Source organism: Nocardia sp. alder85J, from assembly GCF_020176955.2.
Classification (GTDB): Bacteria; Actinomycetota; Actinomycetes; order Mycobacteriales; family Mycobacteriaceae; genus Nocardia.
Genome location: NZ_JAIUCZ020000001.1, coordinates 831,446 through 856,444, shown reverse-complemented (window position 1 = coordinate 856,444; position 24,999 = coordinate 831,446). Strand labels below are relative to the sequence as shown.

Below are 24,999 nucleotides of genomic sequence, written 5' to 3'. Positions count from 1 at the left end.
CCGGGATGGACGGCGAACCATCTACGGCCACAACGGTTCCGGGTGCGCCCGGCAGCACTGCCCGGGGCGTTGCCGGCACCGCGCCGGACACTGGGGACCGGGCCGCTGTCTGGCACCCCTTACGGAACCGGGTCGCCGTCGTCACCGGTGCGGGCCATGCGGCGGGTCGCGGGTACGCGGTGGCCCTGGCCGCGGCGGGGGCCCGGGTGGTGGTGGCCGACAGCGTCGGCGATGCCGCCGAGCGGACCGTCGAGTTGATCGAATCCGCCGGTGGCACTGCCGTTTCCGCAATGCTCGACGTGACCGACGAGGACAGTGCCCGCGCCACCGTCGCGCTCGCGCTGCACCGCTTCGGCCGGTTGGACGTGCTGGTCAACAACCCGAATCGCTACCGGGACACCCGCTACACCCCGTTGGCGGACATGACGATCGAGCACTGGGACCGGACCATGGCGGTGATGGTGCGTGGCACCTTCCTGATGTGCAAGGTAGCCGCACCCGCACTGGCCCGGTCACCGCATCCGGCCATCGTGAACCACACCTCCGCGGCCGCCTACGGGGTACGGAACTGGCTGGACTACGGCACCGCCCGCGCGGCGGTGATCGGCATGACCAAATCGCTGGCCAAAGAGCTTGCCCCGCAGAGTATCCGGGTCAACGCGCTGTGTGTCGGCAGCATGGCCGTCGAGGCGATCGAACTCGGAGTGCTCGAACGGGAGGATCAGATGACGAGCACGCCGGAGTTCGCCCGGCAGCTGATCCCCCGGGTCGCCACCGCCGCGGACGTCGCCGGGCCGATCGTCTTCCTGGCCGGTGAGGCGTCGGGATACATGACCGGCCAGACGATCTCGTTCGACGGCGGCAAATACTTCCTCGGCTGAGAGGTCACAGTGACGAGCACATCCCGGACCCCGTTGCAGATCATGGAATTGCTCTCGGCGACCTGGTTTCCCGACGCCATGGGTGACCCCGCGACGGCGCTGCGCTGGGAGGAGCTGTTCGACGAGGACATCGTGCTGATCGAGCCGGATTCGCTACCGCACGGCGGCCGGCGCCACGGACTCGACGGCTTCCGCGCGGCCCAGGCGGGCATGCGCGAGCTGTGGGAGCAGCGCATCGAGGCCGCCGACTATTGGCAGTGCGCGCCCGACCGGGCGGTGCTGCGCATCGTCATCCGCTGGACCGCACGGGCCACCGGCCGCTCGGTGCTGTTGCCGATGATCGATCTGATCCGGGTCCGCGACGGCCGGATCGTGGAAGTGGAGGCGTTCGTCCATGACACCGCGGCCCTGCTCGCCACCCTGCGCTGAGCCGATCGGCCCTACTCGTCGAGCCGGGCGGCGTAGTCGGCACGGCCCGCCTCGTCGATCAGTTCCAGCCGGAAGCCGTCGGCCCGAACGAGATACGCGAACACCGTCGGCGCACCGCCCGGTCCCGGCCGGGTCATCTCCAGCCGCCAGCCCGTGGCGCACAGCCGCTCGACGTCACCGGCCAGATCGTCGGTCCAATAGGCGAAGTGGTGCAGCCGGGGCCGGTCGGTGGCCCAGATGGTGTCCGCCGCACCGGCGATCAGATCGAGATGGATCGGCCCGCCCCGCGATACACACGAGGTCGGCCGTGGTTGCGCGACACCGTCGACGGTGTGCAGTACCCCCGGTCCGGTGGTCGGCGGCGTCCACGATACGCCGAGTGCCGCGGTCAGCGCGCGCATGGATCCGTCCAGGTCGCCGGTGGTGATCCCGATGTGGAAAGGAATGGCATCCATGCCGCGCTCCCCTGTTGACCGTCCCGAAAACTCAAGAGTACCCTGGCATTTCGAAAATGTAAGACAACCCTTGCATATTCCTCGTTGTCATCCGGAGAAGGGCACGATGCCGTGAACCCGACCTCGACGTTCGACCATCTCTCCCCCGAGGTCGCCGGGCCGCGCTTCTGGGACGCACTGCGGCAGCTGCAATCCCTCGGCCCGCTCACCTGGGTCGAGAGCAGCGGTGGCTATTGGGCCGCCACCCGCCACGACACCGTGCTGCGCATCGCGCAGGATTGGCAGACGTTCACCTCCACCGAGGGCGTCTCGATCACCCGCCCCGGTTTCGACGCCATGCCCCGGCTGGTCCCCATCGAGCTGGATCCGCCCCGCCAGCGCGCCTACCGCACCCTGGTCAACCCGCACCTGACCATCAAATCCCTGGCGGCCCTGCACGATCCGATCCTGGACATCGTCGACGAACTGATCGACACCTTCGCCGGCTACGGCCGCTGCGACATCGCCGAGGATTTCGCCCGCAAGCTGCCCGGTACCATCCTGTTCCGGCTGGTGTTCCGCGCCGGCGACGCCGACTTCCGGATCGCCGAACCGGCCGCCAAGATCATCAGTTTCGACGCCGACCGCAACCGTACCGCCGCCGCGGCCGCGACACTGCGGCAGTGGGCCGCAACGGTTTTCGCAGCACGCGCCGACGGCCCGGAGCTCGACGACGTGATCGCGGCCGTGATGCGGCTCGGCGCGAGCGGCTACGAATTCGCCGACCACGAATACTCCTCGGGCCTGCAACTACTGATCCAGGGCGGCATCGGCACCTCCGCCAGCGCCATCGGCGCCACAATGCGCATCCTCGCCGAGGACCCGGATCTCCAGCGGCGGGTGCGCGCGGATCTGTCGCTGGTACCGGCGCTGGTCGAGGAGACGCTGCGGCTCGAGACCCCGCTGCCGCTGATGTTCCGCACCGCGGTGCGGGACGTCGAGATCGCGGACCGCTCGATCCGCGCCGGTGACAAGGTCGGCTTGTTCTTCGGGGCCGCCAATCGCGACCCGGAGGTCTTCGAACGACCCGACGAGGTGATCCTGGACCGGCCACACAACCGGCACCTGTCCTTCGGCGCGGGCCCGCACCGCTGCATCGGCTCGAATCTGGCCCGGTTGCAGGTGCGCATCGCGATCCGCCGGCTGCTGGAACGCTTGGGCCCGTTCCGGATTCCCGACGGCGCGACGGTGGGCTACTTCAGCTTGCAGGCCCGCGGCCCGAAATCCGTACCGCTGGAATTCCTTCCCACCTGAGCCACCGGACCCGTTGCGCCCGTGCCGATCCGGATCGCCCCCGGCGTCATTCCGGCGGCCGCTCGGTGAGCACGGCGAGCACGGCGAGGAACCGCTCCTCGGCGATGCCGTTGAACGGGCGGCCCTGCATCAGCGAGAACAGGTGATAGCCGCCCAGCGCCGCCATCGCGATCGCGTCCACCACGTCCCGGTCGCCCAGGGCACCCGGGACCTCCCGCTGCACCGCGGTCCAGATCGCCTGGCGCAGTTCGGGAACCCGCTCCCCCTCGGTGAGCATCAGGCGGAACAGCCGATCGAACCGCCGGAAGTCGTGCAGCGACTGCTCGTAACCCCGCCGCCGCCGCTCCCCCGGATCCGTCACCTCCGCCACCGCGGCCCGCGCCTGCGCCATCTCCGCGCGCAGCAGCGCCACCTCACGCTCGACCGCGGCATCCAGCAGCGCCTGCTTGGAAGGGAAATGCCGGTACAGGCTACCCGTGCCGACGGCCAGCCCGACCCGCCGCTCCACCTCGCTGATCGTGGCTCCGGAGAAACCGACCTCGGCGAACACGTCCATCGCGGCCTCGAGAATGCGCTCGCGCGTCTTCCCGCGCGTCCGGGAACTGGTGGCGACGGGATCGGTGGTCACAGCGCCAGATTACGCAGCCCGCACCGATTCCCGGGCATCGGCGGAGCGCCGGGGCGCGGTGCGGGTTCCGGCCCACAACGCCGCCGCCACCAGCGCGGTCAGCAGCACACCGGTCCCGAACACGGTACCGTCGAACGCCCGCGCGGCCGGCCAGCCCGCCTCCGACCGCGCCGACCCCGCCAGGAAAGGCACCACCAGCAACACCCCGACAGCCAGAACGGCTTCGGCGGCAACGACTTTCGGGAAATGCCGGACCGCGAGCCGCACCAGCCCGGCGCGATCGCCCGCCGCGCGGGCGGCGGCGATCCGCGGCAACAACACCCGCGCGTTGTAGCCGCCCGCGGCGAGCATCACCAGCACCAGCGCCAGCTTGATCGCCAGATACCGCCCGTACGGCGTCGTAAACAGCTGCGCCGGCGTGCCGACATGCGTCCAGGCCAGCCAGGAACCGCTCACCACCAGCACCCCGACCGCACCCAGCGCGACCGACCCGAACCGCGCCCAGACCCGGGCCCAGTCCTCCCCGGCCGGCTCCGCCGCCTCCACCGATCCCAGGCGACCCACCAGACCGGCGACCGCCAGCGCGAGCAATCCACCCGCCCACACCATCGCACCCCACACATGCCCCACGATCAGCACCGCCCGGATCACATCCTGGGCGTGCGCCTGCCCGAACGGCATATGAGGTATCGCCACGGTGACCAAGCCGAGCAGCACGACCACCCACGCCCCGGCCCGCGCCGCCTGTCGCGACACCACCAGCAACGAGAGTGCCAGCAGCAGACCGACCCCCAGGTCCAGCAGCCCGACCACACCCGCGCCGACGGTCCCCCCACGCGCCGGCGCCACGTGCAGATACCCGTCGAGCACGGTCCACCCGAACCCCCGCCCGATCCCGACCCGCCGGCTCCGCGCGGCATCGGCCACGAACTCGAGCACCCCGGTCACCACGACCAGAATCGCCACCGCAACCGCTGCCCGCCGCAATCGAGCAGCTACCACTCCCCCTGCCGGCTCCGGCAGCGCCAGCCACGCGACAACCAGCCCGACGCCGACCGCCACGGCCGCCCCGATGTAGTACCCGGCCTCGATCAGCACCCGGCCCGCACTCGGAGCGGGCGGCGCAGCCGCGGCGAGAAGGACAGCATTCGACACGCCGACGACGGTATCCGCTCCGGCTGGGAGAGTCCTGGGAATGTGCTCGGAAGTTGCCACAGAGCCCACCGAACCGGCACCGACCGACGGCGTACCGGGCCGCTCGGCCGACGAGGCTGCGACCGACCGCGTGGTCACTGTTGCCGGAATTGATCCGAATCCGATTCGAATCGATTTCCGGTAGCCGCCGGGATATCTCCGAACGAACCGATCGGACCGTTTATTTTCGTCCCCCCACGAATCAGCGTCGCACTACCGATCAGGACAATCCAGCCATGGGCGCCAATTGGTCGCTTGTATTGTTGTCTATCGCATATTCGAGTTGCCGATGTGCCACAACGAGTCCAGAATGTACGAGTCGTATCGACCGGCAGGACAAGGAATTTCGAGTGGACCAGCGAACCATCGAGACAAAGCTCGACGACCTTTCGCAGGATTGCGCGTGCAGGACGATGAGTTCGGTTCACCGATCACGGCGGGTACAGCCCGGACGATGCAGCGCGCCGGTCAGGTGATCGGCCGAGCGCAGCAGGAGATGATGTTCGACGATTCACGACTGTCCGGCCCCACTATGCTCGCTCGGCGACTACTGTGGAATCGTGCGCCGAGCGAACAATCTCGAGCGCAGCCGGTAGTCGTCATGCTGGGCCCGGTCGGTGCCGGCAAGACAACAGCACTGCAAACAATCTCGCAAGACTGTGGCGACGGTGTGGTGCATGCGTTTTTCGACTTCGAACGCACACAGCCGGTAACGACAGTGGAGGCACTGGCGCAGATCGCATTCAACCTTTCCCGTCGATGGACGGCACGCCGGGCCGCCCGATTCACCCGCTTCACACTGGGCCTGATCGCAGTTCAGGCGCAGTTGGACGAGTTGTCACACGACCAGGCCAAGGAGGCATTGCGCAAGGAAATCGAAGGGTTTTTCCGGAGTCAGCGATCGGACCAACTCATCGGTGCGGTTCAGACGCTCGCCGACGCCGCCGAGAAGACCAAGATCTTGCCATCGGTGGTCGCGGTCACCGTCAAAATGGTGCTTCCTCCCCTGATCAGGACACTTGCCCGCAGGTCGTTGACCAGCCGTGCGGAACGCTGGCACGCCGACATTCCCGAAGCCGAAGGCGCGACGCCGCTGGACGCTCTCGTGGCGTTGAATCGCCGGGCACGAGCACATCCCGACGAGATGACCCCGTGGTTGACCGCAGCCTTTCTGGCCGATGTCCGGGAGAACCATCCGAGGATGGCGACACCCGACCCGTACAGTCCCTGCGCGTGCAAGAACCCCAGCAAGATTCGCCACCTGCACAACTGGATCGTGTTGCTCGACAACATCGACCATGAAGGAGGCGCCCGATTTCTGAGCGATCTGTCGGTCGCGCGGGAACGCCACCTCCGACACAATTCCGACGATCACGACGCATTGGTCGTGATCGCAACCAGTGGCCGGTGGAATCCCGAATGGGAGTCGGCGTGGCGGCCACCGTGGCAGCCGACATCCAAGGTGAACGACCTGTCGCAGGTCGTGCCTCGATGCCGGGACGCCGGTTACCGGAGTTGGTACGTCAATGCGGCAGCCCGGAACGGGCCGTCGCGGTGGTACCCCGTGCTGCTGGAGCCGCTCGAGATCGACGAAACAGCACGGATCCTCGAGGTCGGACAATTCTCTTCCCGGTGCACGCTCGTGCAACGCGCCACCGGCGGACTGCCACAAGCGGTCCACGCCCTCGCCCACCTACTGGGCAATTCGGAGATTCGACCGGGTGGCCGTGACGTCCTGCTTCGGCCGGATCAGGACCTGCCCGAGGCGGATTCGTGGCGCCGCCGCCTGTGCGACCTCGGGCCGATCCAGCGTTTGCCGGACATCGATATCGACGAGTTGATCACCGTCGCACCGTTCGTGACCGCACCCTGGCTGGCACCGATCGGCGCGACCAATATCGTCTCGGGTCCGCGAGTCGGCCGGATTCTCACCGAATTGCGCACCACACTGTGGGTCACCGGAACGAGCGACGACGACACGAGCAACGCCGAATTGCACCCATGGATCACGAAGACGATGCTGACCGCGCTCGCCGAACGGCCGGGATCGTCGGATCTCCCCACCTACGAAGCACAATTCGAGGCACTGCTTCACGACTCGGCCACCGGTGACGATCCGGTACGCAGAGCGTATTGCCAGCTTGCTCTGGGCCGCATCGGTGATGTGGTGAGTCTGTTCGAAGCCGATTTCCACCAGCGGCCGCATCGGGACTGGATCCGGCGGCTGTCGCTGGTCACGGGCGCCCCCGATAACATGTCGCTCGCCCGCGACAGCAGCGAACTCTACCGGGAACTGGTCGATCAGGATTTCCGCGATCACCCCGATGACCGATCACCGATCCGGAATGTGCTGTCCAGGCTCATCGCGGCAAGTTGGCTGATGTCCAACCCCTTCGCCGCCCCGGACCCTCGGCTCAGGGAAATCATCGTGAACGCGTATCGGGAACTGGCCCCGCAATCCCGCCGACCCGACGTGGCAGCTCTGTACGACGCCGCTACTCAACGCGCCCGCCAACTTTTCTGACAACTATCCGAACGGATTCGGCCATGCCCTTCATCGATCTCTTTCCACATCTGGCACGCCGACGCCGAGGCCCGGTATCGCCACGAGGGGTGATACGACGTCACCCGATTCTGGTCACACTCGCAGCAGCGATGGTTGTCGGCATCGGTATCGCGGCCTGCTGGAAACCCTGGCAGCCACCCGCATCCCATTGCGGGCCGGGAATGACTGAGCAGGGAACCCCACAGGTCTGCATCGGACTGGATCTGGACTCCACTCCGTTTCGTGACAACGATCCGCTGGCCGACCTCGAACGTGTCGTCGCCGAGCAAAACCGAAGGGTCGGCGACGACTTCATCACCGTCGTGGCTCTCTACGACACGGCGCCGAACCCCAAGAACAACAGCCTCGGACTGCCGGACCTGCGACACCATATCCAGGGCGCGATCACCGCCGTCTGGCGAGCGAACAATCAGTCGATCGCCGACGGCTCCATCCCGCCGATCAAGTTGCTACTGGGCAACTTCGGCGGCGAGGGAGCCTTCGAGGCGCAAGCCGTGAACGCCATCGTGCGGGCCAGAGACAGCCAGCACATCGTGGCGGTCACCGGATTCGGGCAGAGCCTCGACAAGATCCGACAGGCAGCCATCGATCTGTCCGATCATCAGATCTCATCCATCGCGGACACCGTCAGCGGCGACGACATGAATCTCGACCCCGCCACCCACCAGAAGATTCAGCGATTCTTCCGCACCACCGCAACCAACGGCGACAAAGCGGCCGCCGCAGTGGCCTATCTGGCGGAAAATTCTCTTCGGAAAGTCGTCGTGGTCGAGGACATCAACCCACTCGACCGCTACGGGATGAGCCTCGGGGAAGGGTTCAAATCCGCGTACATCAATCGGTACCGCCAATCGACGTATACGAAGAACTTCCGATCACCGGACACCGAACTGAGAGGAATGAGTCGAAGTGAATTCATGACCAAACAGTTCGCCGACATGCACGGCGAGTTGTGCCTGGAGAAGCCTGACATGATCTATTTCGCCGGCCGGGGTGCCGACTTGAGGTCGTTCCTCGTCGCGCTTTCCCAGGGTGGTGCCTGCGGCCTGGGGCCTCTTGACGTGGTCAGTGGCAACGATGCCGGAAATATCCTCGGCACACCTCTTCCGAATTTCGGGAGCCTGAACGTGACAGTCCTGTACACGACCACGGCAACCACCGGTGAATGGAACGACGCCGCACCGGCGGAAGCGGAAAACCTGCAGAACTACAACGACTTCGTATCGGTATTCACCGGTCAGCACTTCGGAACGGCACAGGACCTCGGGGACGGATCGGCGATGACCAGTCACGACGCCGTACTGACGGCCGCCACCGCAGCACGAAAAGACCCCTCATCGGCGACCGATCCGGCGACAGTCTCCGCGTTCATCGAGGAATTCGACTGCCGCAGTCCGATTCCCGGCGCCACCGGAAAGATAGCGTTCAGCCCGGACAGTCGCGGAAATCCGATCGACAAGGCCGTGCCGATCATCGAAATCCATGACGATGGAAGCCCGACGATGCGTGACATGGTCTGGGCCGCGGGCCAGCCATTCGATCCGGCCGGCTGCCAGTGACCCACTGCACTCATTCGGCGAGGTATCGGAAGTGGTCGTCCAGCAACGGGATCGGGTCCAGGTCGGAGAGGTCGTGACCGGCGTCGACATGATCGGTGAAATCCTTGCCGTCGCGGGCCTGCACGATCCGGATCCGGTCGACCAGACCGAGCAGGGTGCCGGCAACCGCGGCCGCGCGGCGGTAGCCGGGTGGGTCGCGGTCGGCGACGATCCACACCTGGGCCGCGCCCTGGAGGCAGGCGGCGTGCTCCGGGCGCCAGTTGTGGGCGCCGCCGGCGTTGGTGGTGGCGATCGCACCGGCGTGCCGGGCGGTGTCGGTGTCGGCCTCACCCTCGCAGACGTAGATGTCGGCACCCGCGGCGATTCCGGTCAGCAGGTCGGGTAGGCGGTACGGTACGGCGCCGAATCCGCCGTTGCACCAACCGGTTTCGGCCCAGCGCTGCTGCCAGAAGTGTTTCGCCCGGCCGCTGCGGTGCGGGGTGTGGACGCGGATCACCCGGCCTCGGGGCCGGCCGCCGGGATCGGTGTAGAGGTAGGTGGCGGCCACGCGGCCCGGTCCGGTGGCGGGGCCGAGGTCCGGTTTGCAGACGGTCAGCGGTAGTCCCGCGGCGAGGATCGCGCGATCCGCGAGCGTCACCGCGCGCCCGGTCGCAGCGGTCCGGGCGGGGCGGGCAGGCGGCGGGCCGTCGAAGAGGTCCCTTACGCGCAGGCCCAGGCGGGCGAGGATGTCCTCGTCGCGGCAGCCGGCGAAGCATCGGACGATCGTCTTGCGCTTGCCGCGATTGTAGACGACACCCAGCGACGGGTGATGGCGGCGGCCGTCGGCCTCGTGCACCGGACACAGGTAGCGGACCCAGTCGCCGCTGCGGCGGCCGGGGCCGCTGACCTGGCCGAGCGCTGCGGTGACGGTGTCCCAGGATCCCCGGATATCCATGGTGGTTCCTCTCCACCACCGGTGTACCGGGCACCGGAACACCGCCGCCACCACCGCTTACATCCGCAATTTCACCCAGACCATGCCCCGGCCGCTCTCGGCGGGGGCACGGACCTCGCGCGGTTCCAGGCGGTCCAGCCGATAGCCCAGTCGCCGCGCCACCGCGGCGCTGCGGAGGTTGGCCGCATCGCAGTGGATCTCCACGCGGTCGACACCCGGCAGGGCGAAGGCGACAGCGGTCAGGGCCGCCGCGCTGCGGGTGATCACACCGCGGCCGGTGTGGTCGACGTGGCACCAGTAGCCGATCTCCAGCGCCCGGTCACCGAGCCGGTCGTGCAGGCCCGCCGCACCCAGCACGGTCTGCCCGGCATCGCCGACGCCGAAGAGGCCGTAGTTGAAACTGCCCTCCGCGCTGGGCCAACCGGTCGCGGCGCGGGCGAAGGCGCGCTGCTGCTCCAGGGTGATCGGCTGCGCGGCCCATTCCATCCAGGGGTGGATGTGCTCGTAGGAGGCGGTGATCGCCTCGAACCTGGGCATCAGGTCGGCGGGCTCCCACTGCCGGATCAGCAAGTCTCCCAAGTCGATTCGCCGTGGCGGCAGACTTTCCGGCGGACGGGTGCGCGGCTCGGGGTACATGTCGCCATGGTGGCCGCCACGCCGCAGGACGCGCAATCCGTTTTCGCGGCACTGCGCGGTACGACGATGCCGGACGGCCGTCTCGCCGAGACGGGCATCCGGTGCCGACCATTGTCCGTGATGCCCGATTCACATCGGCTGGCCGAATGCGGGCGACGCCCTATTCCGCCTTGGAGTAGTCGGTGCTCAACCAGTGTTCCGGACGCATCCGGATGATCAGTGATTCCGGGCCGAGGTTCTCCGCGAGGAAGGCCGCGCCGGCCTGTTCACCCAGATATCGGTCGGCGATGCCACGGGCGGTCTCGAGGTCGGCGGTATCGATGCCGACGACCGGGCCCTCCGCGGTCACATACCGGTAGGGCGGCTCCTCCACCTGCGCGGTCAGCGAGAATCGACCGGCCGTGCGGATCAATTTCTCCTTCACCGACCCGGCCTCGGTCCACAACAGCACCTCGCCACCGGGCTGGTAGCCGTACCAGATCGGGACGGCGAGCGGGGCCCGGTCCGGTCGTTCGACCGCGATCACGCCCACATGTACCTCGGCCAGGAAAGCTGCACGCTCGGAGGGTGTCATCTTCGGCATCGCACAGGTCCTCTCGACGAAATCACGCGGTTCGGACAGGCCCACGATAGCCGCCGGGTCCGACAGGTCAGGGACCGGCGGTAACCTCCACGGTGTTGCCGTCGGGATCGCGCAGTACCACCACGCGCCGCCCGCCGCCGATCTCCAGCGGTCCGTGCAGGACGGCCCCGCCGGCCGTCACCGCGCGATCGAGCGCACCGTCGAGATCGTCGACGTGGAAGGTGAGGTACCGCAAGCCGGTCACATCCAGGAACGCGGCCGCGCGATCGGCCGGGGCGGGTGTCCGCGCCGGCACCATCACCTTGATCGAGATGCCGTCGGCCTGCAGGCGATGCAGTGTCCCGGAACGGGATTCGCTCGCCGGGATCCTTTCCAGGCCGAAGGCGAGCGCGTAGAAGTCCACGATGACGTCGTCGGCGCTGACCAACCCGATCTCGACCTGCCGCACCGCCATGTCCGCCCACCTCACCTTTGTTCAATGATCTTCTCCGTATCAGAGAACCAGATTCCGCCCGTCCGGGCCGCGGTTTCGGCCGAATCCGGCCGTCCGGCACGTTGTCGAGCGTGACCACTGGTTATCCTCGAATCATGTGCTCTCCCAGTGCCACGCTGACGGTGTGGGCCGGCTCGTGGCTGGCCGGGCGTAGTGCGCCCGACGACGTGCTGGACGCCTTGCGCGCGTGGGCAACGCGCCAGACCGTGGCCGCCGGTGACCCGGTAACCGGCGGGCACACCGGGCTGCCCTGGCCGGCCGGTGACGTACCGGACGGACAGGGCGCGGGAATCATGGTGCTACTGAAGCTGATCCGCGAGGAAACCGGCGATGCGCGCAGCCGCCTGCGCCTGGTCCTGCCGGTACCGGGCGATGTGCGCGGACTACCCCCGGCCGGCGAATTCGGCGCGGCCGCGCTCGAGGCCGAGGAAGGCGTCCTGATCGGCGTTCCGGGCGCCGAGGGCACCGGCTTGGTACCGCAGTGGGTCGATGACGACACTGTGCAGTGGGCTGTCTTCCGCACCGTGATTCCGGCGGTTCCGGAGCCGGACATACCGCTGGGCGAGGCCGAATACGCGATGCGGCAGGCCGTCCGCGACGCCGCCGACGCGCTGATGAGCTTGCAGACCACCGGCCTGAACGCCGGCAGCGACGACCCCCGCGAGCTGGTCGAAGCCGAGCTGGCCGATTACGCCCGGCACGAGTATCCGGACTCGATTCCGCTGCGGGCCCGCCGCATTCTCGACACCGCCGACCACGTGGCGGCCATCCTGACCGTCGCCCAGCGCGAACCGGCCTCCGCCCCCACCTCGGCCAGCGCCATGTCCGCGCAGGAGACGCTGCTGCGGCCGCTGTGGAACGCGATCCGGGCGGCCCGGCTCGCGGCGGTGCACGCCGCGAGCTGACCGGCGCCGGGCCCGGATACTCCCCGGATCAATGTTTGCGCACGGTGTACTCCTGCTGCCCGGGCTTCCAGATGTGCACATCCATATGCCCGTCGCGCACCTCGACCGCCGACGCGCCGGTGAGGTCGGCGGCGAAGAACGTGTCGAAATTCTCGTCCCGGAAGTCGATCTCCGTCTCCTCGTACAACGATTGCAACCACCGGGCCCGCACCGCGCCGTCGCGCACGTCGGTGACGATGCCCCACACCTTCACGTCCCCCTCGGTGACCTCGGTGTCGACCGTCGCGGTGTGCAGGCAGAAGCGCGGATCTCGTTGGAGATCCTTGAATTTCGTGGTGCCCGGCATCCCGACCAGCCACAGTCGGTCCTCGAAGACCCGCGGCTCGATCGGGCTGATGCGCGGATAACCGTCGGAGCGGGTGGTGGCCAGCAGGCACAGATTTTTCGCCGCCGCGTGACGCCGCAGGAAGAGCGCCGAGATGAGCGGGGCGGTGGTCGCGAACTCACGCCAAGTCGTCATGCCGGGCACCGTAGTCCAGGGCACCGACATCCGCGGTCCGGTCGGGTATCCGGCGCTGCGATCTGGTTGAATGTCGCTTCGTTGCATCGATTCCGAGCATCGAGGCGGTCACCATGCAGGATTCATCACGCGATACCCGCCCGGCCACGACCGGAGCGGCGGCCGCGGCCCTCGCCGCGGTGGCGCTGGCGGTCGCCGCCGTCGTCACCGCCGCACCGGCCACGGCCATCGTCGGCGGGGCCGAGGCCGCGCCGGGCGCCTATCCCTGGCTGGCGGCGATCGGCACCCCCGCCTTCGCGATGCGGCCCGGTGGTCAGTTCTGCGCGGGCGCCCTGATCGCCCCCGACCAGGTGATCACCGCCGCGCACTGCGCCGTGCTGGCCCAGGAGGCGCCCGGCGCGCTGACCGCCACCTTCGACCGCGGCGACCTCGCCCAGGGCGGTGGAATCACCGTGGGCATCAAGAACATCCGGATCGATCCGCGGTTCCGGGTGTCGATCTTCGACAGCGATCTCACCTATCACCACGACCTCGCGCTGCTCACGCTGGCGCAGCCGGTCGCGGTGACCCCGGTGGCGGTCGCCGCGCCGCACGGCGACACCGGCACGGTGGTCGGCTGGGGCGCGACCGCCGACGGCGACTGGTCCAACTCCCGCCTGCACACGGTGACGGTGCCACTGGCCGCCGACGTCGACTGCACCACCGCCTACGGCACCGAATTCGATGCGGGCGAGGCGTTCTGCGCCGGTTCACCCACCGCCGACACCGGCGAATTCGACAGCGGTGGCCCGCTGCTGGTGGACGGCAAACTGGCCGGTGTCACCTCGTGGGGCAAGGGTTCGGCGCAACCGGGCTATCCCGGCGTCTACGCCCGCGTCTCCTCCACCGCCTTCTGAACTGCGGAATCGACTGTCAGAGGGCCAGTTTCACGGCCATGACCAGCCCGCATCCGGCGGCCAGCACGCGCAGCGCGGTGCCGGGCAGCCGCCGCGCGACCACCGGCCCGACCCGGCCGCCCAGCAGATAGCCCAGCGCCAGCGGCGCCACGAAACTCCAGTGCACCGGCCCGAAGAACGCGAATCCGACCGCCGCCGTGGCGTTCCCGCACATGTTCACGATGCTCTTGACGGCATTGGCCTGCTGCGCGGTCCACGCCGGGAACATGGCGGTGAGGATGGCGAAGATCATCACCGCACTGGCCGCGCCGAAATACCCGGCGTAGACCGCGGCCGCCAGCAACGCCACCCGCAGCACCCACGACATCCGCCCGTCCGGCCCGCCGGATCCATCCCGGCGCCGAGCCAGATACGGTTGCGCCAGCAGGAACAGCGACGCGCCCCCGATCAGGAACGGCACCACCCGATGAAAGGTGGCCGCCGGCGCCACCAGCAACAGCACAGCGCCGACCGTCCCACCGGCCGCCGCGACCGCGCCGAGTCGCGCCACCACCGCCCCGCGCCCGGCCAGTTCCGCGCGTGAGCCCGCCGCGACCCCGATCCCGTTGCACAGCAACGCCATCGTGTTGGTGACATTGGCCACCACCGGCGACAACCCCAGCGCCAGCAGCGCCGGATACGAGATCAACGAGGCGAGGCTGGTCAGCACCCCCACCAACCCAGCAGTGAACCCCACCGCCACCAACTCGAGCGCCAGCACCACCGTCACCGGCACACCCCGATCACAACGCGAACTTCACGGCCATGGCGATCCCGCACCCGGCGGCCACCACCCGCAACGTGTTGTCCGGTAACCGGCGCGCGACCACCGGGCCGACCCGGCCGCCGAGGAAGAACCCGACCGCGAGCGGAACGACGAAACTCCAGTGCACCGGCCCGAATCCGGCGAATCCGATCGCCGCGGCCCCGTTGGCGAACACGGCGACCACGTTCTTCACCGCGTTGACCCGATGCGGGGTCCACTGCGGGAACATCGCCGTCATGATCGCCAGCACCAGAATGCCGCCCGCCGCACCGAAATACCCCGCGTACACCGACGCACCGAACATCGCGATCCACAGCACCGGCGCCCGCCACCACGGCTCGGCCGCCGCACGACGTTCCCGCCGGCGCGCGAGATACGGCTGCCCGAGCAGGAACACCGAGGCCCCGCCGATCAGGAACGGCACCACCGCCTGAAAGGTCACCGCGGGCGCGACCAGCAGCAGCGCCGATCCGGCCGCCCCGCCCGCCGCCGCCACCGCGCCCAGCCGCAACACGATCCGCCGGGTACCCGCCAGCTCGGACCGCGACCCCGCCGCCGATCCCATCCCGATGAACACCAGCGACACCGTATTGGTGACATTGGCCGACACCGGCGACAACCCGAGCCCGAGCAGCGCCGGATACGACACCAGCGACGCGAGGCTCACCAGCACACTCACCAGCCCGGCCGCGAACCCGACCAGCAGCAACTCGACCACTTCGACGGCAGTCACCGGCACCCGTTCAACGCTCGCAACCCTTCGCGGTGGCCGGCCCGGGCACCCTGCCCGCGCGCCCGGTGATCGCCACCGCCGCCCGCCGCAAACATCCTATGAATTGGGCTCGAATTCCGGAACCCGGCGACTACCGATCGGCTGTGCGACTGGTCACAGCCTCGAGCGAGTCGATCCACGCCACCAGCCGGCGCCCCTCCGCCTCCATCAGCCCAGGATCACGAAACGTGTTGGTGAGCAACGAAATACCCTGATACGAGGCCAGCAGTGCCACCGCCAGTTCACGGGCATCGGCACGCCCCATCGCGGCGAACTGCGCCTCGATCCAGCCCAGCAGTTCCCGCATGACCGCCGCCAGCTCCTCGTCCAGCCCGTCGGCCCGCTTGTCCAGCTCCGTGGCGAGCGTCCCCGAGGGACAACCGAATCGCACGGCCGTCTCCCGCTGCTCGACCCACCCGCGGACCAGCGCCTGCAACCGCTGCGCCGGTGTCTCGTACCGCTCCAGCTCCGCCAGCACCTCCCGCGCGGTCCGGGCATGCGCCCCGATCGCGGCCTGGATCAGCTGATCCTTGGTCTTGAAGTAGTAGTAGACGTTGCCCACCGGCACCTCCGCGACCCGCGCGATATCGGCGATCGTCGTCTTCTCCACCCCCTGTTCGTGAAAGACCCGGGCCGCCGCATCCGCGAGCCGCTCCCGCTTCCCCACCCGCACAGGCACTGAGTCAGTCATACAACTGACTATAGACAGCCGCCCGATTCATGCCCTAAAGTCGATTTAGTCAGCCAACTAACTCAGGAGTGAATCGAATGATCGCGGTAACCGGCGCAACCGGAAACGTCGGCAGCATCCTGGTACGTACCCTCACCGAGGCGGGCGCGCAGGTCATCGCCATCTCACGCGGCGAACGCCCCGCCGACCTCCCCGCGGGCGCCACCCACCGCCGCGCCGACATCGGCAACCCCGACGATTTCGCGACAGCCGTGACGGGCGCCGACACCCTTTTCCTGCTCATCACCGGCCCCCAGCTCACCACCGGACCCGAACCCCACCTCCTGCTGAAATCCCTGGCAGCCCAAGGCATCCGCCGAGTCGTGTTCCTCTCCTCACAAGGCGCGGTAACCCGCCCCGGCAGTGCCGGCTACGCTCGCACTCTCGAATTCGAGCAGGCCCTGACCGCCTCGACCCTCGAGTGGACGATAGTGCGCCCCAGCGGTTTCGCCTCCAATACCTACGCCTGGATCGAACCCGTCCGCGCCGGCCGGCCGATCACCGCCCCCTTCGCCGACGTCGGCCTGCCGGTGGTGGACCCGGCCGACATCGCCGCCGTAGCCGCCACCGCCCTGCGCGAGCCCGGCCACCACGCCCACGCCTACACCCTCACCGGCCCCGCCCTGGTCACCCCACGCGACCAGGCCCAAGCCCTGTCCGCCGCCCTCGGCCACCCGATCCCGTTCGCGGAAGTGTCCCGCGCCGAAGCCTTCACGAACATGCTCCGCTTCATGCCCGCCCCGGTCGCCGACCACACCCTGGACATCCTCGGCTCCCCCCTCCCGGCGGAACTGGAGATCAGCCCCGACATCGAGGCGGTGCTGGGCCGTCCGCCCAGGTCATACGGCGAATGGGCACTGCACAACGCTGCCGTGTTCTCCCCTGCCACCGCCTCTGCAGACCGGGTCTGAGACAGTCGAACTGTCCCGTTCGTCCCGCCAGTTCACGTCTGTCCTGGCACACTGCGCACTGGCAATGCCCGAGCAAAGCCACCACATCCGAACGGGTCACCCAGAGCTCGGCTGATCCATGCTGCGGGAGCATCCAGACCCGGCCACCGGGGTCAGAAACCGAAGTCGGGCTCACCCCTGAGCGCGGGAAGCGCCTCCTGAAGTTCCCGATACGCAAGGATCTATCCCCGCATGTGCGGGAGCACAGCGTGTACGGCTTCTCGCCTCGGCGGCGTGCGGCTAATACCTGCGCGTGCGGGGAGCACGCCGAACCACCGACAGAAGATCGCCGAGCAGAGGACCCCCGAAAGAAGCCGAACCCTGCCTCGAACGCCGCCTGGCCGACCTCTGCTGGCGGACCATGATCCGAGACGAAAGACGCACAGCCTCAACCTCATTCACAGGCCACGCCGAACCCGCTTGACAAATACAGAGGAATCACGGGTTGGGCGCCAGGTTCTGCTGCCCTCGAGAGTTTATGGGGCCCTGGAGTGGGTGGGCTCGGAAGAAGTTCCAGATGACGTCGTTCGCACTGATGGAGTTGGTGGTAGCGCCCACCACGGCGGCAGGATAGAAGGTCGCCGTGCTCCCCGGCCAGGTGTGCCCGCCTCCGTCGACAATGTAGAACTCGACGTCCGAGCCCGCTGGGCACGGGTAGGCGAGTTCGGTGATATCGGCAGCGAGATGGGTGGTGGCCGGTTCGGCCCCGCATCCGTTCCGGGCAGCCCAGGCGGCGACCTGGTCCGGGATGGGCTGCGGCAGCGGCAATCCCGGAGTGTCGGGCCGCGCAGCGGCTTGCTGTCCCCAAGTTTCAGGTGTGCCGTCGTCGGCGGGTAGCGTTTTGCCGACCGATCCGAGGCCACCGTGGTAGTCGACGAAGGGATCGGTGGACCCGCTATCGGGGCCCAGTCAGTCCCCGTCCGGATGTCTCCGACGGCGCCGTTGGCCCACGGACACCTCGAGGCTGAGAAATCCACTTCGGTCACCTGGTCGGTGCGGTGGTCACCCAGTTGGATCGGTAGGCGGCCCAGTCCGCGGGTGTGGCGGTGTAGTCGACGAAAAGGGCGACGCCGAAAGCGGGCCGTGCGGGATCTGTGCGGCCCAAGCCCAGCCGGATCGCTCGGATTGCCGCGTCAACGGTTTCCGCTGAACTGTGGTGGGCGATGTTCTCCGTCTGATAGGCCGGTAGGCCCATCAGTAAGTCGACGGATGGGGGCGTTACCTGTAAGGCGAGTGTGGTCTGTTCGGCGACGTAGCCACCGTACATGAATCGGTAGGGCATGGCCGTGTCGTAGGACATTACGGCGATTTGATCCACCCGATGTGCCGCCGCGGCGAAATACGCTTGCGACCACCACTTTTCATGTCCGGCGACGGCGAGGTAGGGGGCGTGCAGTCCAGGTAGCGGGTCGATTTGGGGAGCGGCGATCGACAGCAGCGCGTGACGGCCCGCGGTGAGGGCATGGGCTTGGTCCAGCAGGGTCAGGAAATCGGCGGTGCCCGAGCGAATCGGCTCGAAATCGTAATGCACGCCGTCGAATCCGAGATCCAGTAGCTGACCGGTCGACGCGAGGATATTCCCCCGCACGCCGGGGACGTCGAGATGCAATTCGTCCGGATACTCCGGGGCGACGAAGTTTCCCAACCATGCCTGTACCCGGGCGTTGGGAATTTCGCGGTGGACGGCGTCGACGAACCACGACGCGTTGGGATGCCGGTCGTCGGGCAGGCTTCCATCGGAGTCGAGCGGACCGGAGAAGACGTAGAGATCCTTGATGCCGGTATCGGCCAACTGCGCCTTCAACACGGCGACGTCGCCTTCGTCTTTGCGACCATCGATCCACTCGTGCCCCAGCCAGAGCGCGTCCCGACCCCTGGTGTGCGCGGTCGGCGTCCCCGCATACTCCAGCCGCAGCGCGACCACCATTCCGCCGACCACGGCGGTGACGAGCCCCAGCACCGTCAGTCCAGCGATCCACGTCCGTCGCCACCACAGCGACCACCGCATGCGCTCCCCCATTCGTCATCGAACGCCCAGACTATGGCGCGGCGAATGGCTTCGCGCGTCGAGCCGCTGACACTCGATGAGGTCGCTTATCGACGAAAACCGCTGGGCGGCCGCAGGTGATCGCCGCTACAGTGCCGGCATGACACGTTTGAATCAGATTGTCGCCGTCGAGAAAGGGATCAAGTCACGCACCTTCTCCGATCTCACCGAGGCCCACCACAAGCTGGGCAAGAATCCGCTGCTGAGCGGAATTTCGCGCACCTACCGTCCCAAGGACGAGGAGGGCGAGCAGCTGCCGCCCGAGTCGACGCGCGTACAGGTGAAGTCCGAGGAGGTCCTCGCGACCACGGCCGACATCCTGACCAAACTCTTCGACGTCGTCGCCACCAAGGACTGGGCCAACTGCGCGGCCACCGCCGATGTGGTGGTCGACGGCCGCACCCTGATCGAGGGCGCGCCCGTCACCTACCTGCTGTTCCTGGAGAAGCAACTGGTGGATCTGCACACCTTCGTGCGCAAGCTGCCGGTGCTCGACGCCTCGGAGTCCTGGGAGTACGACTCCTCGGCCGACTGCTACGCCACCGAACCGGTGCAGACGGTGCGCACCAAGAAGATTCCACGCAACCACGTGAAAGCCGAAGCGACGGAGAAACATCCGGCGCAGGTCGAGGTGTACCACGAGGATGTGGTGGTCGGTTACTGGCGGACCATCAAGTTCTCCGGCGCGCTGCCGGCCAAGCGGGTCAACGAGCTCACCGACCGGGTGGAGAAGCTGCAGCAGGCGGTGAAGTTCGCGCGCGAGGAGGCCAACAACGCCGAGATCACGCAGCGCAAGCTGGGCGAGCACGTCTTCGGATATTTGTTTGGCTGAGCGCGGCCACACCGTCTAATCTCGATATCGCGCAAGGAGCGCAAGCTGAAACCGAAGTTCGATGTGACGGGTACAGCGGTCCAGTGAAGGTTCGAGTCCTTCCCCCACCACTCCTGGTGGGGTAGCCCAATCGGTAGAGGCGCCGCCACCCACTCAATCTCACATTATCGCTCCAGCTTCAGCATTCGCCGCCGTGTGCCGAATCGAGAGAACGGATTGTCAGCGTGGAGGTTGCGGGTTCAACTCCCGCCGGCTCAGCCACCAATGGGCCGTAGCTCAATCGTAGAGCGCCACGTTAACCTCAGACTCACTCCGTCCTTAAACGTGTCGGCACAACGCAATTCGGCGGCAAACCGAGGCCCCGGGGCAGGCTAGTCCCCGGGGCTTCCCCATATCCGCGCTCAGCCGATCACCGGATACCGCTGGCGCTGCGACAGCGTCGAGAGCCTCCGCATGTGTTCGGTCACCAGCTCGCAGGCGGCGTCCACATCGTCGGGCGCCAGACCGCGCCCCGGGATAGACCAGCACCACCACACCGGAACGCAGGGCCGCACGCGCGTTGTCCGGCGCCCGGACCGCGCGGCGGCATCCTGTCGATACCACGCATCTCCGTCAGTTTTATATTGACAGGTTATCCGCAGCTGAATGTCGATTTCGCTCAGCCCGACAACCACAATCGGTATCACGACGCACGCCACGACAGCGGTCGTAACGTTCACCACATCCGATGCCCGGGTAAGCGGGTGCCAGGCCGCCGCATCAGCGGCGGCCGCAGCCGTCACTCCACGGGAACAACCCTACGGGCGCGGGGCCGACAGCCGCTCCGCACTGTCGGGGTTCCCGATCGCCGGACCATCCCCGCGGGCGCGGGGCTGACAACGAGGGCCTGATCACGTCGTGGCGGCACAGCGGACCATTGAGGTTCACCCCGGGTAGTGGACACCGATTTGACAGGACGGTCGGTCCTGTTGGGGTGAAGATCCTGGACGTGCATGCCGGCTCCGGGGGCACCTACGGGTCCCCGCGGATCACCGATGAGCTGCGCGAACGCGGCGAGATCGTGAGCTACAAGACTGTCGCGAAGATCATGGCCGCGCTCGGGATCGAGGGCATCAGCCCGCGCACGTTCAAGGTTCGCACGACGGTGGTCGATCCGGCCGCGTCGTTCCCACCGGATCTGGTGGCCCGGGTATTCGATCAGGGCCGCCCGGACGCGGTATGGACTACCGATTTCACCTATTCGACCTGCGGTGAAGGCGATATGTACTTGTGTGCCATCCGGGACGGGCACCCTCGCAGGGTGCTCGGGCACGCTGTGGCCGACCATATCGGCGCGGACGTGGTCCAGACCGCGATCGAGCAGGCCGTGGCCGTGCGCGGCGGTGAGGTGCGTGGCACGATTCTGCACTCGGACCGTGGCGGCGAGTTCACCGCGGGCCTGACCGTGAAAGCTTGTGCCCGGCACGGGCTGCGCCGGTCGATGGGAGCCACCGGCATATGCTGGGACAACAGCCCCGCCGAATCGCTGTGGTCGACCTTCAAGCACGAGTTCTACTACCGGCACACCTTCACTGCCAAGGCTGAACTCGTTGCCGCAGTTGACAAATGGATCATACGCTATAACACTACGAGAAGACACTCCGCGATCGGCGGCATCAGTCCCGTCCGCTATGAGCAGTCCATCATGACAGTCGCAGCGAACGCTGCGTAACCAGCTGTCCACGGTTCGGGGGGAACCTCAGGTACGGCGGGCCGAACGGTATATCGGTGGCAACGATTCTGGGCTACTGCGGTCTGCTGCTCGCCCCGCCCGCCATCGGCATCTTCGCCGACATCATAGGACTGTCGCGGGCATTGTCGATGACCACCGGTGTCATCTCGGTAGCGACGTTGCTCGCGTATACGGCGCACTGGAAGGGCATTCGACGCTGACCCGGAACGTCGACTGCGCTCATCGAAACCGGCTCTGTCCCATATTCGATGATGGGTGGGTGTCGATTGTGTTGGGGCCTGTCGTCAGAGCTTGGCCAGCAGTTTCGGCGCCACACTCTTTTCGGCCGCGACCTTGGCACCGGGGTCCGTGCCGGGGAGAAACGTCACCGCCACCATGAGCCCGCGTGCGCCTTTGCGGGCGTACAGGATTCCCCCCGGCGCTACGTGTGCTTCGTCACCGATTCCGGGTACGAGTTGGCCGGCCGGGTACCCGATTTGGCTCCAATCAGCGATCACGATCTGGACTGTCGCCGTGGAGCTGGTGAACGTGCAGTGGTTGGGGTAGGTGTCCAGTCCCGGGTCGGTCCTGTGCTGCACGGCGTCGGAGCCGGCCACCGGGGTGACCAGGTCCCTGGTCAGTACGTCGCACGCCGCCGGTATTCCGCTGGATGTCGTCGTGGTGGTGGAACCGCCGCATGCGACGGAGAACAGGAGCGGCGGCGCCAGCGCCACCGCAATACGCCGAACACGCGATCGTGTCATTTCACCCCTCCGGACGGTTTCGGCACATGCTCTGCCACTTTCGCGGAATATGCGCCGGAGTCCAAGTGTCCGGCCGAAATTCGACTACCACCGCATCCTGCTTCGTGCACCGGCTCGCCTGGCAACGCCGGAGAAACCGGCATTTCAGCGCCATCGGCCGCCACGCCGGAGCGCGGAGTCTGCCGAGGAAGCGAGAGGAGTGCGGGTCGAGCAGGATGGGGTCCGCCGCGGCGATCTCGGTGCGAGACCACCATCACCCACCGTGGAATTCGGCCGGGTTGTTCCCTTGCCGGGGTTGGACATCTGGTGCGATCATTCGGGCCGTCTGCGGATTCGATCAACCCCGGAGAGCTCCGGATATCCTCGATCCGGTTGCCGCATAGGATAGTTTGGGAGCGGCACGCGACATGCACCGGTCGGGCGCGGTCGGCACGGCAGAGGATTCGATCATGTCCCAGCCGGGTATGTACCCCGCTCCCCCCTCTCGGCCGCCGCGCAAGAAGCCCTCCGGTTGGTGGATCGTCGCCGGGATCGTGGTGATCGTGGCGGGAATCGTCGGCGCCGTCACGGTCGGCGTGGGCGGATTCACCCGGATGACGAACACTGTCGACCACTTCCAGCGCGTCGCGGTTCCCGGTTCCGGGGATCTGCAACTGTCGGCGGGGCACGACTACACCGGCTATCTCGAGTTCTCCGGGGCTTCGTCGGGCGATACGTCGCAAGGGGTTCGGGTCAGGCTCACCGGGCCCGACGGTCAGGTCGTGCCGATGCACGACTACGGCTCGAACGTGACCTATCAGATGGGCGGACACGAAGGGCGAGCGGAGTTCTCGTTCCGGGTCGGCCAGGACGGGCAGTATCACCTGCTCACCGATGGCGGCCCCGATGTCACGGTGGCGGTCGGGGGCGGGCTCGGTTCCTCGATCGCCGGTACGGTGGTGCTCGCGCTGGTGCTGGGACTGGGCGGAATCTTCCCGGGTATCGCGGTTGTCGTCATCGTCGCCGTGCTGCGCAGCATCCGGTCCCGGCCGGTGGCGCCCAGGGGATTCGGGCCGCCGACGCCACCGGCCAGGTGAGCGGCCCACGCGGGTTCTGCCGCCCTGCTGATGCAACGCTGATCCCGTTACCCCGGCGCGGAGACGGTCCCCACGTCGATCAGCCCCTTCCGTTCCGCGAACCGCCACCGGCCGTCCTCGCGGACCAGCTTGTCCAGGTGCCTGCCCACTCGTACCGGTGGCGAGCCCGAATCCGGTTGTGTGATGGCCACCCAGACGCATTCGCCGGTGGCCCGGTCGCCGTCGAGGGTGATGCGTGGCGACGCCAGGACGTGGACGGTTCGCTCGTCCCCGGCGCGCAGGACCTCGGTGGCGACCGCCTCGATGGCGGCCCGGCCGTCGGCGCGCATCACCGGGCCCAGGCGGAGTTTCGCGTCGCGGGCGAACAGTTCGGCGTAGGCGACGGGGTCACCGGCATCGAGGTGGCGGCCGTAATCGATGTAGAGTTGCTGGATTTCGGCGAGATCCTCGAGCCGGGCGAGGCGTTCGACGAGTTCGCCGGTCATCGCCGGACCACCTGCAACAGGGCCGAGGCGGCCGAAACCCGTTTGCCGCCATGGCCTTCGTCGTGCAGCGTGAGGCGAACAGCGATCAGGTCGCCGGGGCCCGGGTACGCCTCGCCGTCGACCCGGAACGGGCCGGTCTTCGCCCGCGCCAGGAACATCACGTGCCACGAGCGCATCTGCAACAGGTCGGTGCCCGCCGACGCCGCGGCCAGATCCATTGCCGCGGTTTCCAATACGACGTGCTGCGGGCCGATGTGCAAGGCGCCGTCGGGTGAGGCGACATGGGTCGCCAACGGCGGCAGCACCCAGTGTCCGTCCGCGCGCCGGGACGCTCCGAACGCCTGCCACAGCGGCGGCAGGTCCGGCGAGTCGACGATGTCCAGCTTGTCCTCGTCCATCTTCTGCAACCCGCCGGGCGGGGTGCCGAGGCGTACGCCCTGGCCCTCCGTGAGGGCGAGGACCCGTTTCGGATTGTCCGCGTCGACGATGCGGGATCGGCTGTACCCCATGCGAGTTCCCGGATGCAGTACCTCGGAGTCGACGACCTCGATCCGCCGCACATCGACGCCCGGGTCCAGGATCTGGCACGAGTGCACGACCGGATTGGGCACCGTCTCCAGATCGGAACCCACCGCGCCTTCGGGCGAGCTGATCGACAGCGGGGCCACCAGCAGACCACCGGCGGCGTTGCGCATGTCGCGGCGCAACGTCACCGTATCGTCCTCGGGGCCGGTGTTCATCGAGCCGTGGTTGCGGCCTATGTACCGATAGCTCAGCAGCCCTGTCCAGCGCGAATGCAGTTCCGCCGCATATGCTTCGGGGTCGTCGGTCAGTTCACGGATATCGCGCACCATC

General features: G+C 67.7%; 28 protein-coding genes. 12 read left to right on the top strand and 16 right to left on the bottom strand.

What is annotated here, in order from left to right:
* Window positions 1-5 precede the first annotated feature (5 nt).
* Window positions 6-881, top strand: a complete 876-nt coding sequence (locus LBW94_RS04030; protein WP_225061121.1) for an SDR family NAD(P)-dependent oxidoreductase — start codon at window positions 6-8, stop codon at window positions 879-881.
* A gap of 9 nt (window positions 882-890) precedes the next feature.
* Window positions 891-1,310, top strand: coding sequence for a nuclear transport factor 2 family protein (locus LBW94_RS04025; RefSeq protein WP_225061120.1), 420 nt, complete (start codon window positions 891-893; stop codon window positions 1,308-1,310).
* An 11-nt stretch (window positions 1,311-1,321) separates the two neighbouring features.
* Here LBW94_RS04025 and LBW94_RS04020 read toward each other — a convergent pair whose 3' ends face one another.
* Window positions 1,322-1,765 carry a VOC family protein gene (locus LBW94_RS04020; protein ID WP_225061119.1) on the bottom strand — a complete coding sequence of 148 codons (444 nt, stop codon included), beginning with the start codon at window positions 1,763-1,765 and terminating at the stop codon, window positions 1,322-1,324.
* A 111-nt stretch (window positions 1,766-1,876) separates the two neighbouring features.
* Here LBW94_RS04020 and LBW94_RS04015 point away from each other — a divergent pair, with 111 nt between their 5' ends.
* A complete protein-coding gene (locus LBW94_RS04015; protein ID WP_225061118.1) occupies window positions 1,877-3,058 on the top strand; it encodes a cytochrome P450 in 1,182 nt (393 codons plus the stop codon).
* A gap of 46 nt (window positions 3,059-3,104) precedes the next feature.
* On the opposite strand, the gene LBW94_RS04010 is transcribed toward LBW94_RS04015, so the two are convergent.
* Together LBW94_RS04010 and LBW94_RS04005 are read right to left on the bottom strand one after the other, a co-directional pair.
* On the bottom strand, window positions 3,105-3,686 hold the full coding sequence (locus LBW94_RS04010; protein ID WP_225061117.1) for a TetR/AcrR family transcriptional regulator: 582 nt from the start codon (window positions 3,684-3,686) through the stop codon (window positions 3,105-3,107).
* 9 nt (window positions 3,687-3,695) lie between these two features.
* Window positions 3,696-4,841, bottom strand: coding sequence for a copper resistance D family protein (locus LBW94_RS04005; protein WP_225061116.1), 1,146 nt, complete (start codon window positions 4,839-4,841; stop codon window positions 3,696-3,698).
* Between the two features lie 493 nt (window positions 4,842-5,334).
* Between LBW94_RS04005 and LBW94_RS04000 the strand changes: the two genes are divergently transcribed.
* Entirely contained in the window at window positions 5,335-7,404 is a 2,070-nt protein-coding gene (locus LBW94_RS04000; RefSeq protein WP_266269801.1) for a hypothetical protein, read from the top strand.
* 23 nt (window positions 7,405-7,427) lie between these two features.
* Window positions 7,428-9,005 (top strand): hypothetical protein, encoded by a 1,578-nt coding sequence (locus LBW94_RS03995; RefSeq protein ID WP_225061114.1) that lies wholly within the window; start codon window positions 7,428-7,430, stop codon window positions 9,003-9,005.
* A 10-nt stretch (window positions 9,006-9,015) separates the two neighbouring features.
* On the opposite strand, the gene LBW94_RS03990 is transcribed toward LBW94_RS03995, so the two are convergent.
* The 4 genes from LBW94_RS03990 to LBW94_RS03975 all read right to left on the bottom strand — a co-directional run bounded on the left by LBW94_RS03990 (window position 9,016) and on the right by LBW94_RS03975 (window position 11,612).
* Window positions 9,016-9,939, bottom strand: a complete 924-nt coding sequence (locus tag LBW94_RS03990) for a hypothetical protein (RefSeq protein ID WP_225061113.1) — start codon at window positions 9,937-9,939, stop codon at window positions 9,016-9,018.
* A gap of 57 nt (window positions 9,940-9,996) precedes the next feature.
* Window positions 9,997-10,518 carry a GNAT family N-acetyltransferase gene (locus tag LBW94_RS03985; protein WP_225061112.1) on the bottom strand — a complete coding sequence of 174 codons (522 nt, stop codon included), beginning with the start codon at window positions 10,516-10,518 and terminating at the stop codon, window positions 9,997-9,999.
* A gap of 217 nt (window positions 10,519-10,735) precedes the next feature.
* Entirely contained in the window at window positions 10,736-11,158 is a 423-nt protein-coding gene (locus LBW94_RS03980) for a pyridoxamine 5'-phosphate oxidase family protein (RefSeq protein ID WP_225061111.1), read from the bottom strand.
* Window positions 11,159-11,225: 67 nt separating this feature from the next.
* On the bottom strand, window positions 11,226-11,612 hold the full coding sequence (locus LBW94_RS03975; RefSeq protein WP_225061110.1) for a VOC family protein: 387 nt from the start codon (window positions 11,610-11,612) through the stop codon (window positions 11,226-11,228).
* Window positions 11,613-11,746: 134 nt separating this feature from the next.
* On the opposite strand from LBW94_RS03975, the gene LBW94_RS03970 reads away from it, so the two are divergent.
* On the top strand, window positions 11,747-12,556 hold the full coding sequence (locus LBW94_RS03970) for a hypothetical protein (protein WP_225061109.1): 810 nt from the start codon (window positions 11,747-11,749) through the stop codon (window positions 12,554-12,556).
* A 28-nt stretch (window positions 12,557-12,584) separates the two neighbouring features.
* Here LBW94_RS03970 and LBW94_RS03965 read toward each other — a convergent pair whose 3' ends face one another.
* Complete coding sequence (locus LBW94_RS03965; protein ID WP_225061108.1) at window positions 12,585-13,076, bottom strand: pyridoxamine 5'-phosphate oxidase family protein; 492 nt, start codon at window positions 13,074-13,076, stop codon at window positions 12,585-12,587.
* Between the two features lie 113 nt (window positions 13,077-13,189).
* Between LBW94_RS03965 and LBW94_RS03960 the strand changes: the two genes are divergently transcribed.
* Window positions 13,190-13,972 carry a serine protease gene (locus tag LBW94_RS03960; RefSeq protein ID WP_225061107.1) on the top strand — a complete coding sequence of 261 codons (783 nt, stop codon included), beginning with the start codon at window positions 13,190-13,192 and terminating at the stop codon, window positions 13,970-13,972.
* A gap of 16 nt (window positions 13,973-13,988) precedes the next feature.
* Here LBW94_RS03960 and LBW94_RS03955 read toward each other — a convergent pair whose 3' ends face one another.
* The 3 genes from LBW94_RS03955 to LBW94_RS03945 form a co-directional block, all read right to left on the bottom strand.
* A complete protein-coding gene (locus LBW94_RS03955; RefSeq protein WP_225061106.1) occupies window positions 13,989-14,741 on the bottom strand; it encodes a sulfite exporter TauE/SafE family protein in 753 nt (250 codons plus the stop codon).
* Between the two features lie 13 nt (window positions 14,742-14,754).
* Window positions 14,755-15,510 (bottom strand): sulfite exporter TauE/SafE family protein, encoded by a 756-nt coding sequence (locus LBW94_RS03950; RefSeq protein WP_225061105.1) that lies wholly within the window; start codon window positions 15,508-15,510, stop codon window positions 14,755-14,757.
* 130 nt (window positions 15,511-15,640) lie between these two features.
* Window positions 15,641-16,240, bottom strand: a complete 600-nt coding sequence (locus tag LBW94_RS03945; protein ID WP_225061104.1) for a TetR/AcrR family transcriptional regulator — start codon at window positions 16,238-16,240, stop codon at window positions 15,641-15,643.
* Between the two features lie 77 nt (window positions 16,241-16,317).
* On the opposite strand from LBW94_RS03945, the gene LBW94_RS03940 reads away from it, so the two are divergent.
* Window positions 16,318-17,190 (top strand): NAD(P)H-binding protein, encoded by an 873-nt coding sequence (locus tag LBW94_RS03940; protein ID WP_225061103.1) that lies wholly within the window; start codon window positions 16,318-16,320, stop codon window positions 17,188-17,190.
* 1,021 nt (window positions 17,191-18,211) lie between these two features.
* On the opposite strand, the gene LBW94_RS03935 is transcribed toward LBW94_RS03940, so the two are convergent.
* The gene (locus LBW94_RS03935; RefSeq protein ID WP_225061102.1) at window positions 18,212-19,237 is read right to left on the bottom strand and encodes a hypothetical protein; all 1,026 of its coding nucleotides are present in this window, start codon (window positions 19,235-19,237) and stop codon (window positions 18,212-18,214) included.
* 139 nt (window positions 19,238-19,376) lie between these two features.
* Between LBW94_RS03935 and LBW94_RS03930 the strand changes: the two genes are divergently transcribed.
* On the top strand, window positions 19,377-20,108 hold the full coding sequence (locus LBW94_RS03930; RefSeq protein WP_225061101.1) for a hypothetical protein: 732 nt from the start codon (window positions 19,377-19,379) through the stop codon (window positions 20,106-20,108).
* 401 nt (window positions 20,109-20,509) lie between these two features.
* Here the strand turns inward: LBW94_RS03930 and LBW94_RS03925 are convergent, their stop codons facing one another.
* A complete protein-coding gene (locus tag LBW94_RS03925; RefSeq protein ID WP_225061100.1) occupies window positions 20,510-20,890 on the bottom strand; it encodes a hypothetical protein in 381 nt (126 codons plus the stop codon).
* Window positions 20,891-21,081: 191 nt separating this feature from the next.
* On the opposite strand from LBW94_RS03925, the gene LBW94_RS03920 reads away from it, so the two are divergent.
* Both LBW94_RS03920 and LBW94_RS03915 read left to right on the top strand, forming a co-directional pair.
* Window positions 21,082-21,819 carry an IS3 family transposase gene (locus LBW94_RS03920; RefSeq protein ID WP_266269795.1) on the top strand — a complete coding sequence of 246 codons (738 nt, stop codon included), beginning with the start codon at window positions 21,082-21,084 and terminating at the stop codon, window positions 21,817-21,819.
* A 56-nt stretch (window positions 21,820-21,875) separates the two neighbouring features.
* Complete coding sequence (locus LBW94_RS03915; protein ID WP_225060977.1) at window positions 21,876-22,040, top strand: hypothetical protein; 165 nt, start codon at window positions 21,876-21,878, stop codon at window positions 22,038-22,040.
* Between the two features lie 84 nt (window positions 22,041-22,124).
* Here LBW94_RS03915 and LBW94_RS03910 read toward each other — a convergent pair whose 3' ends face one another.
* Window positions 22,125-22,583: a hypothetical protein gene (locus LBW94_RS03910; protein WP_225060976.1), complete on the bottom strand. Its 459-nt coding sequence runs from the start codon at window positions 22,581-22,583 to the stop codon at window positions 22,125-22,127.
* A gap of 449 nt (window positions 22,584-23,032) precedes the next feature.
* Between LBW94_RS03910 and LBW94_RS03905 the strand changes: the two genes are divergently transcribed.
* On the top strand, window positions 23,033-23,659 hold the full coding sequence (locus LBW94_RS03905; protein ID WP_225060975.1) for a hypothetical protein: 627 nt from the start codon (window positions 23,033-23,035) through the stop codon (window positions 23,657-23,659).
* A 47-nt stretch (window positions 23,660-23,706) separates the two neighbouring features.
* Here LBW94_RS03905 and LBW94_RS03900 read toward each other — a convergent pair whose 3' ends face one another.
* Entirely contained in the window at window positions 23,707-24,144 is a 438-nt protein-coding gene (locus LBW94_RS03900) for a nuclear transport factor 2 family protein (RefSeq protein ID WP_225060974.1), read from the bottom strand.
* On the bottom strand, window positions 24,141-24,998 hold the full coding sequence (locus tag LBW94_RS03895; protein ID WP_225060973.1) for a hypothetical protein: 858 nt from the start codon (window positions 24,996-24,998) through the stop codon (window positions 24,141-24,143). The genes LBW94_RS03900 and LBW94_RS03895 overlap by 4 nt, the downstream gene beginning before the upstream one ends.
* Window position 24,999: the final 1 nt, after the last annotated feature.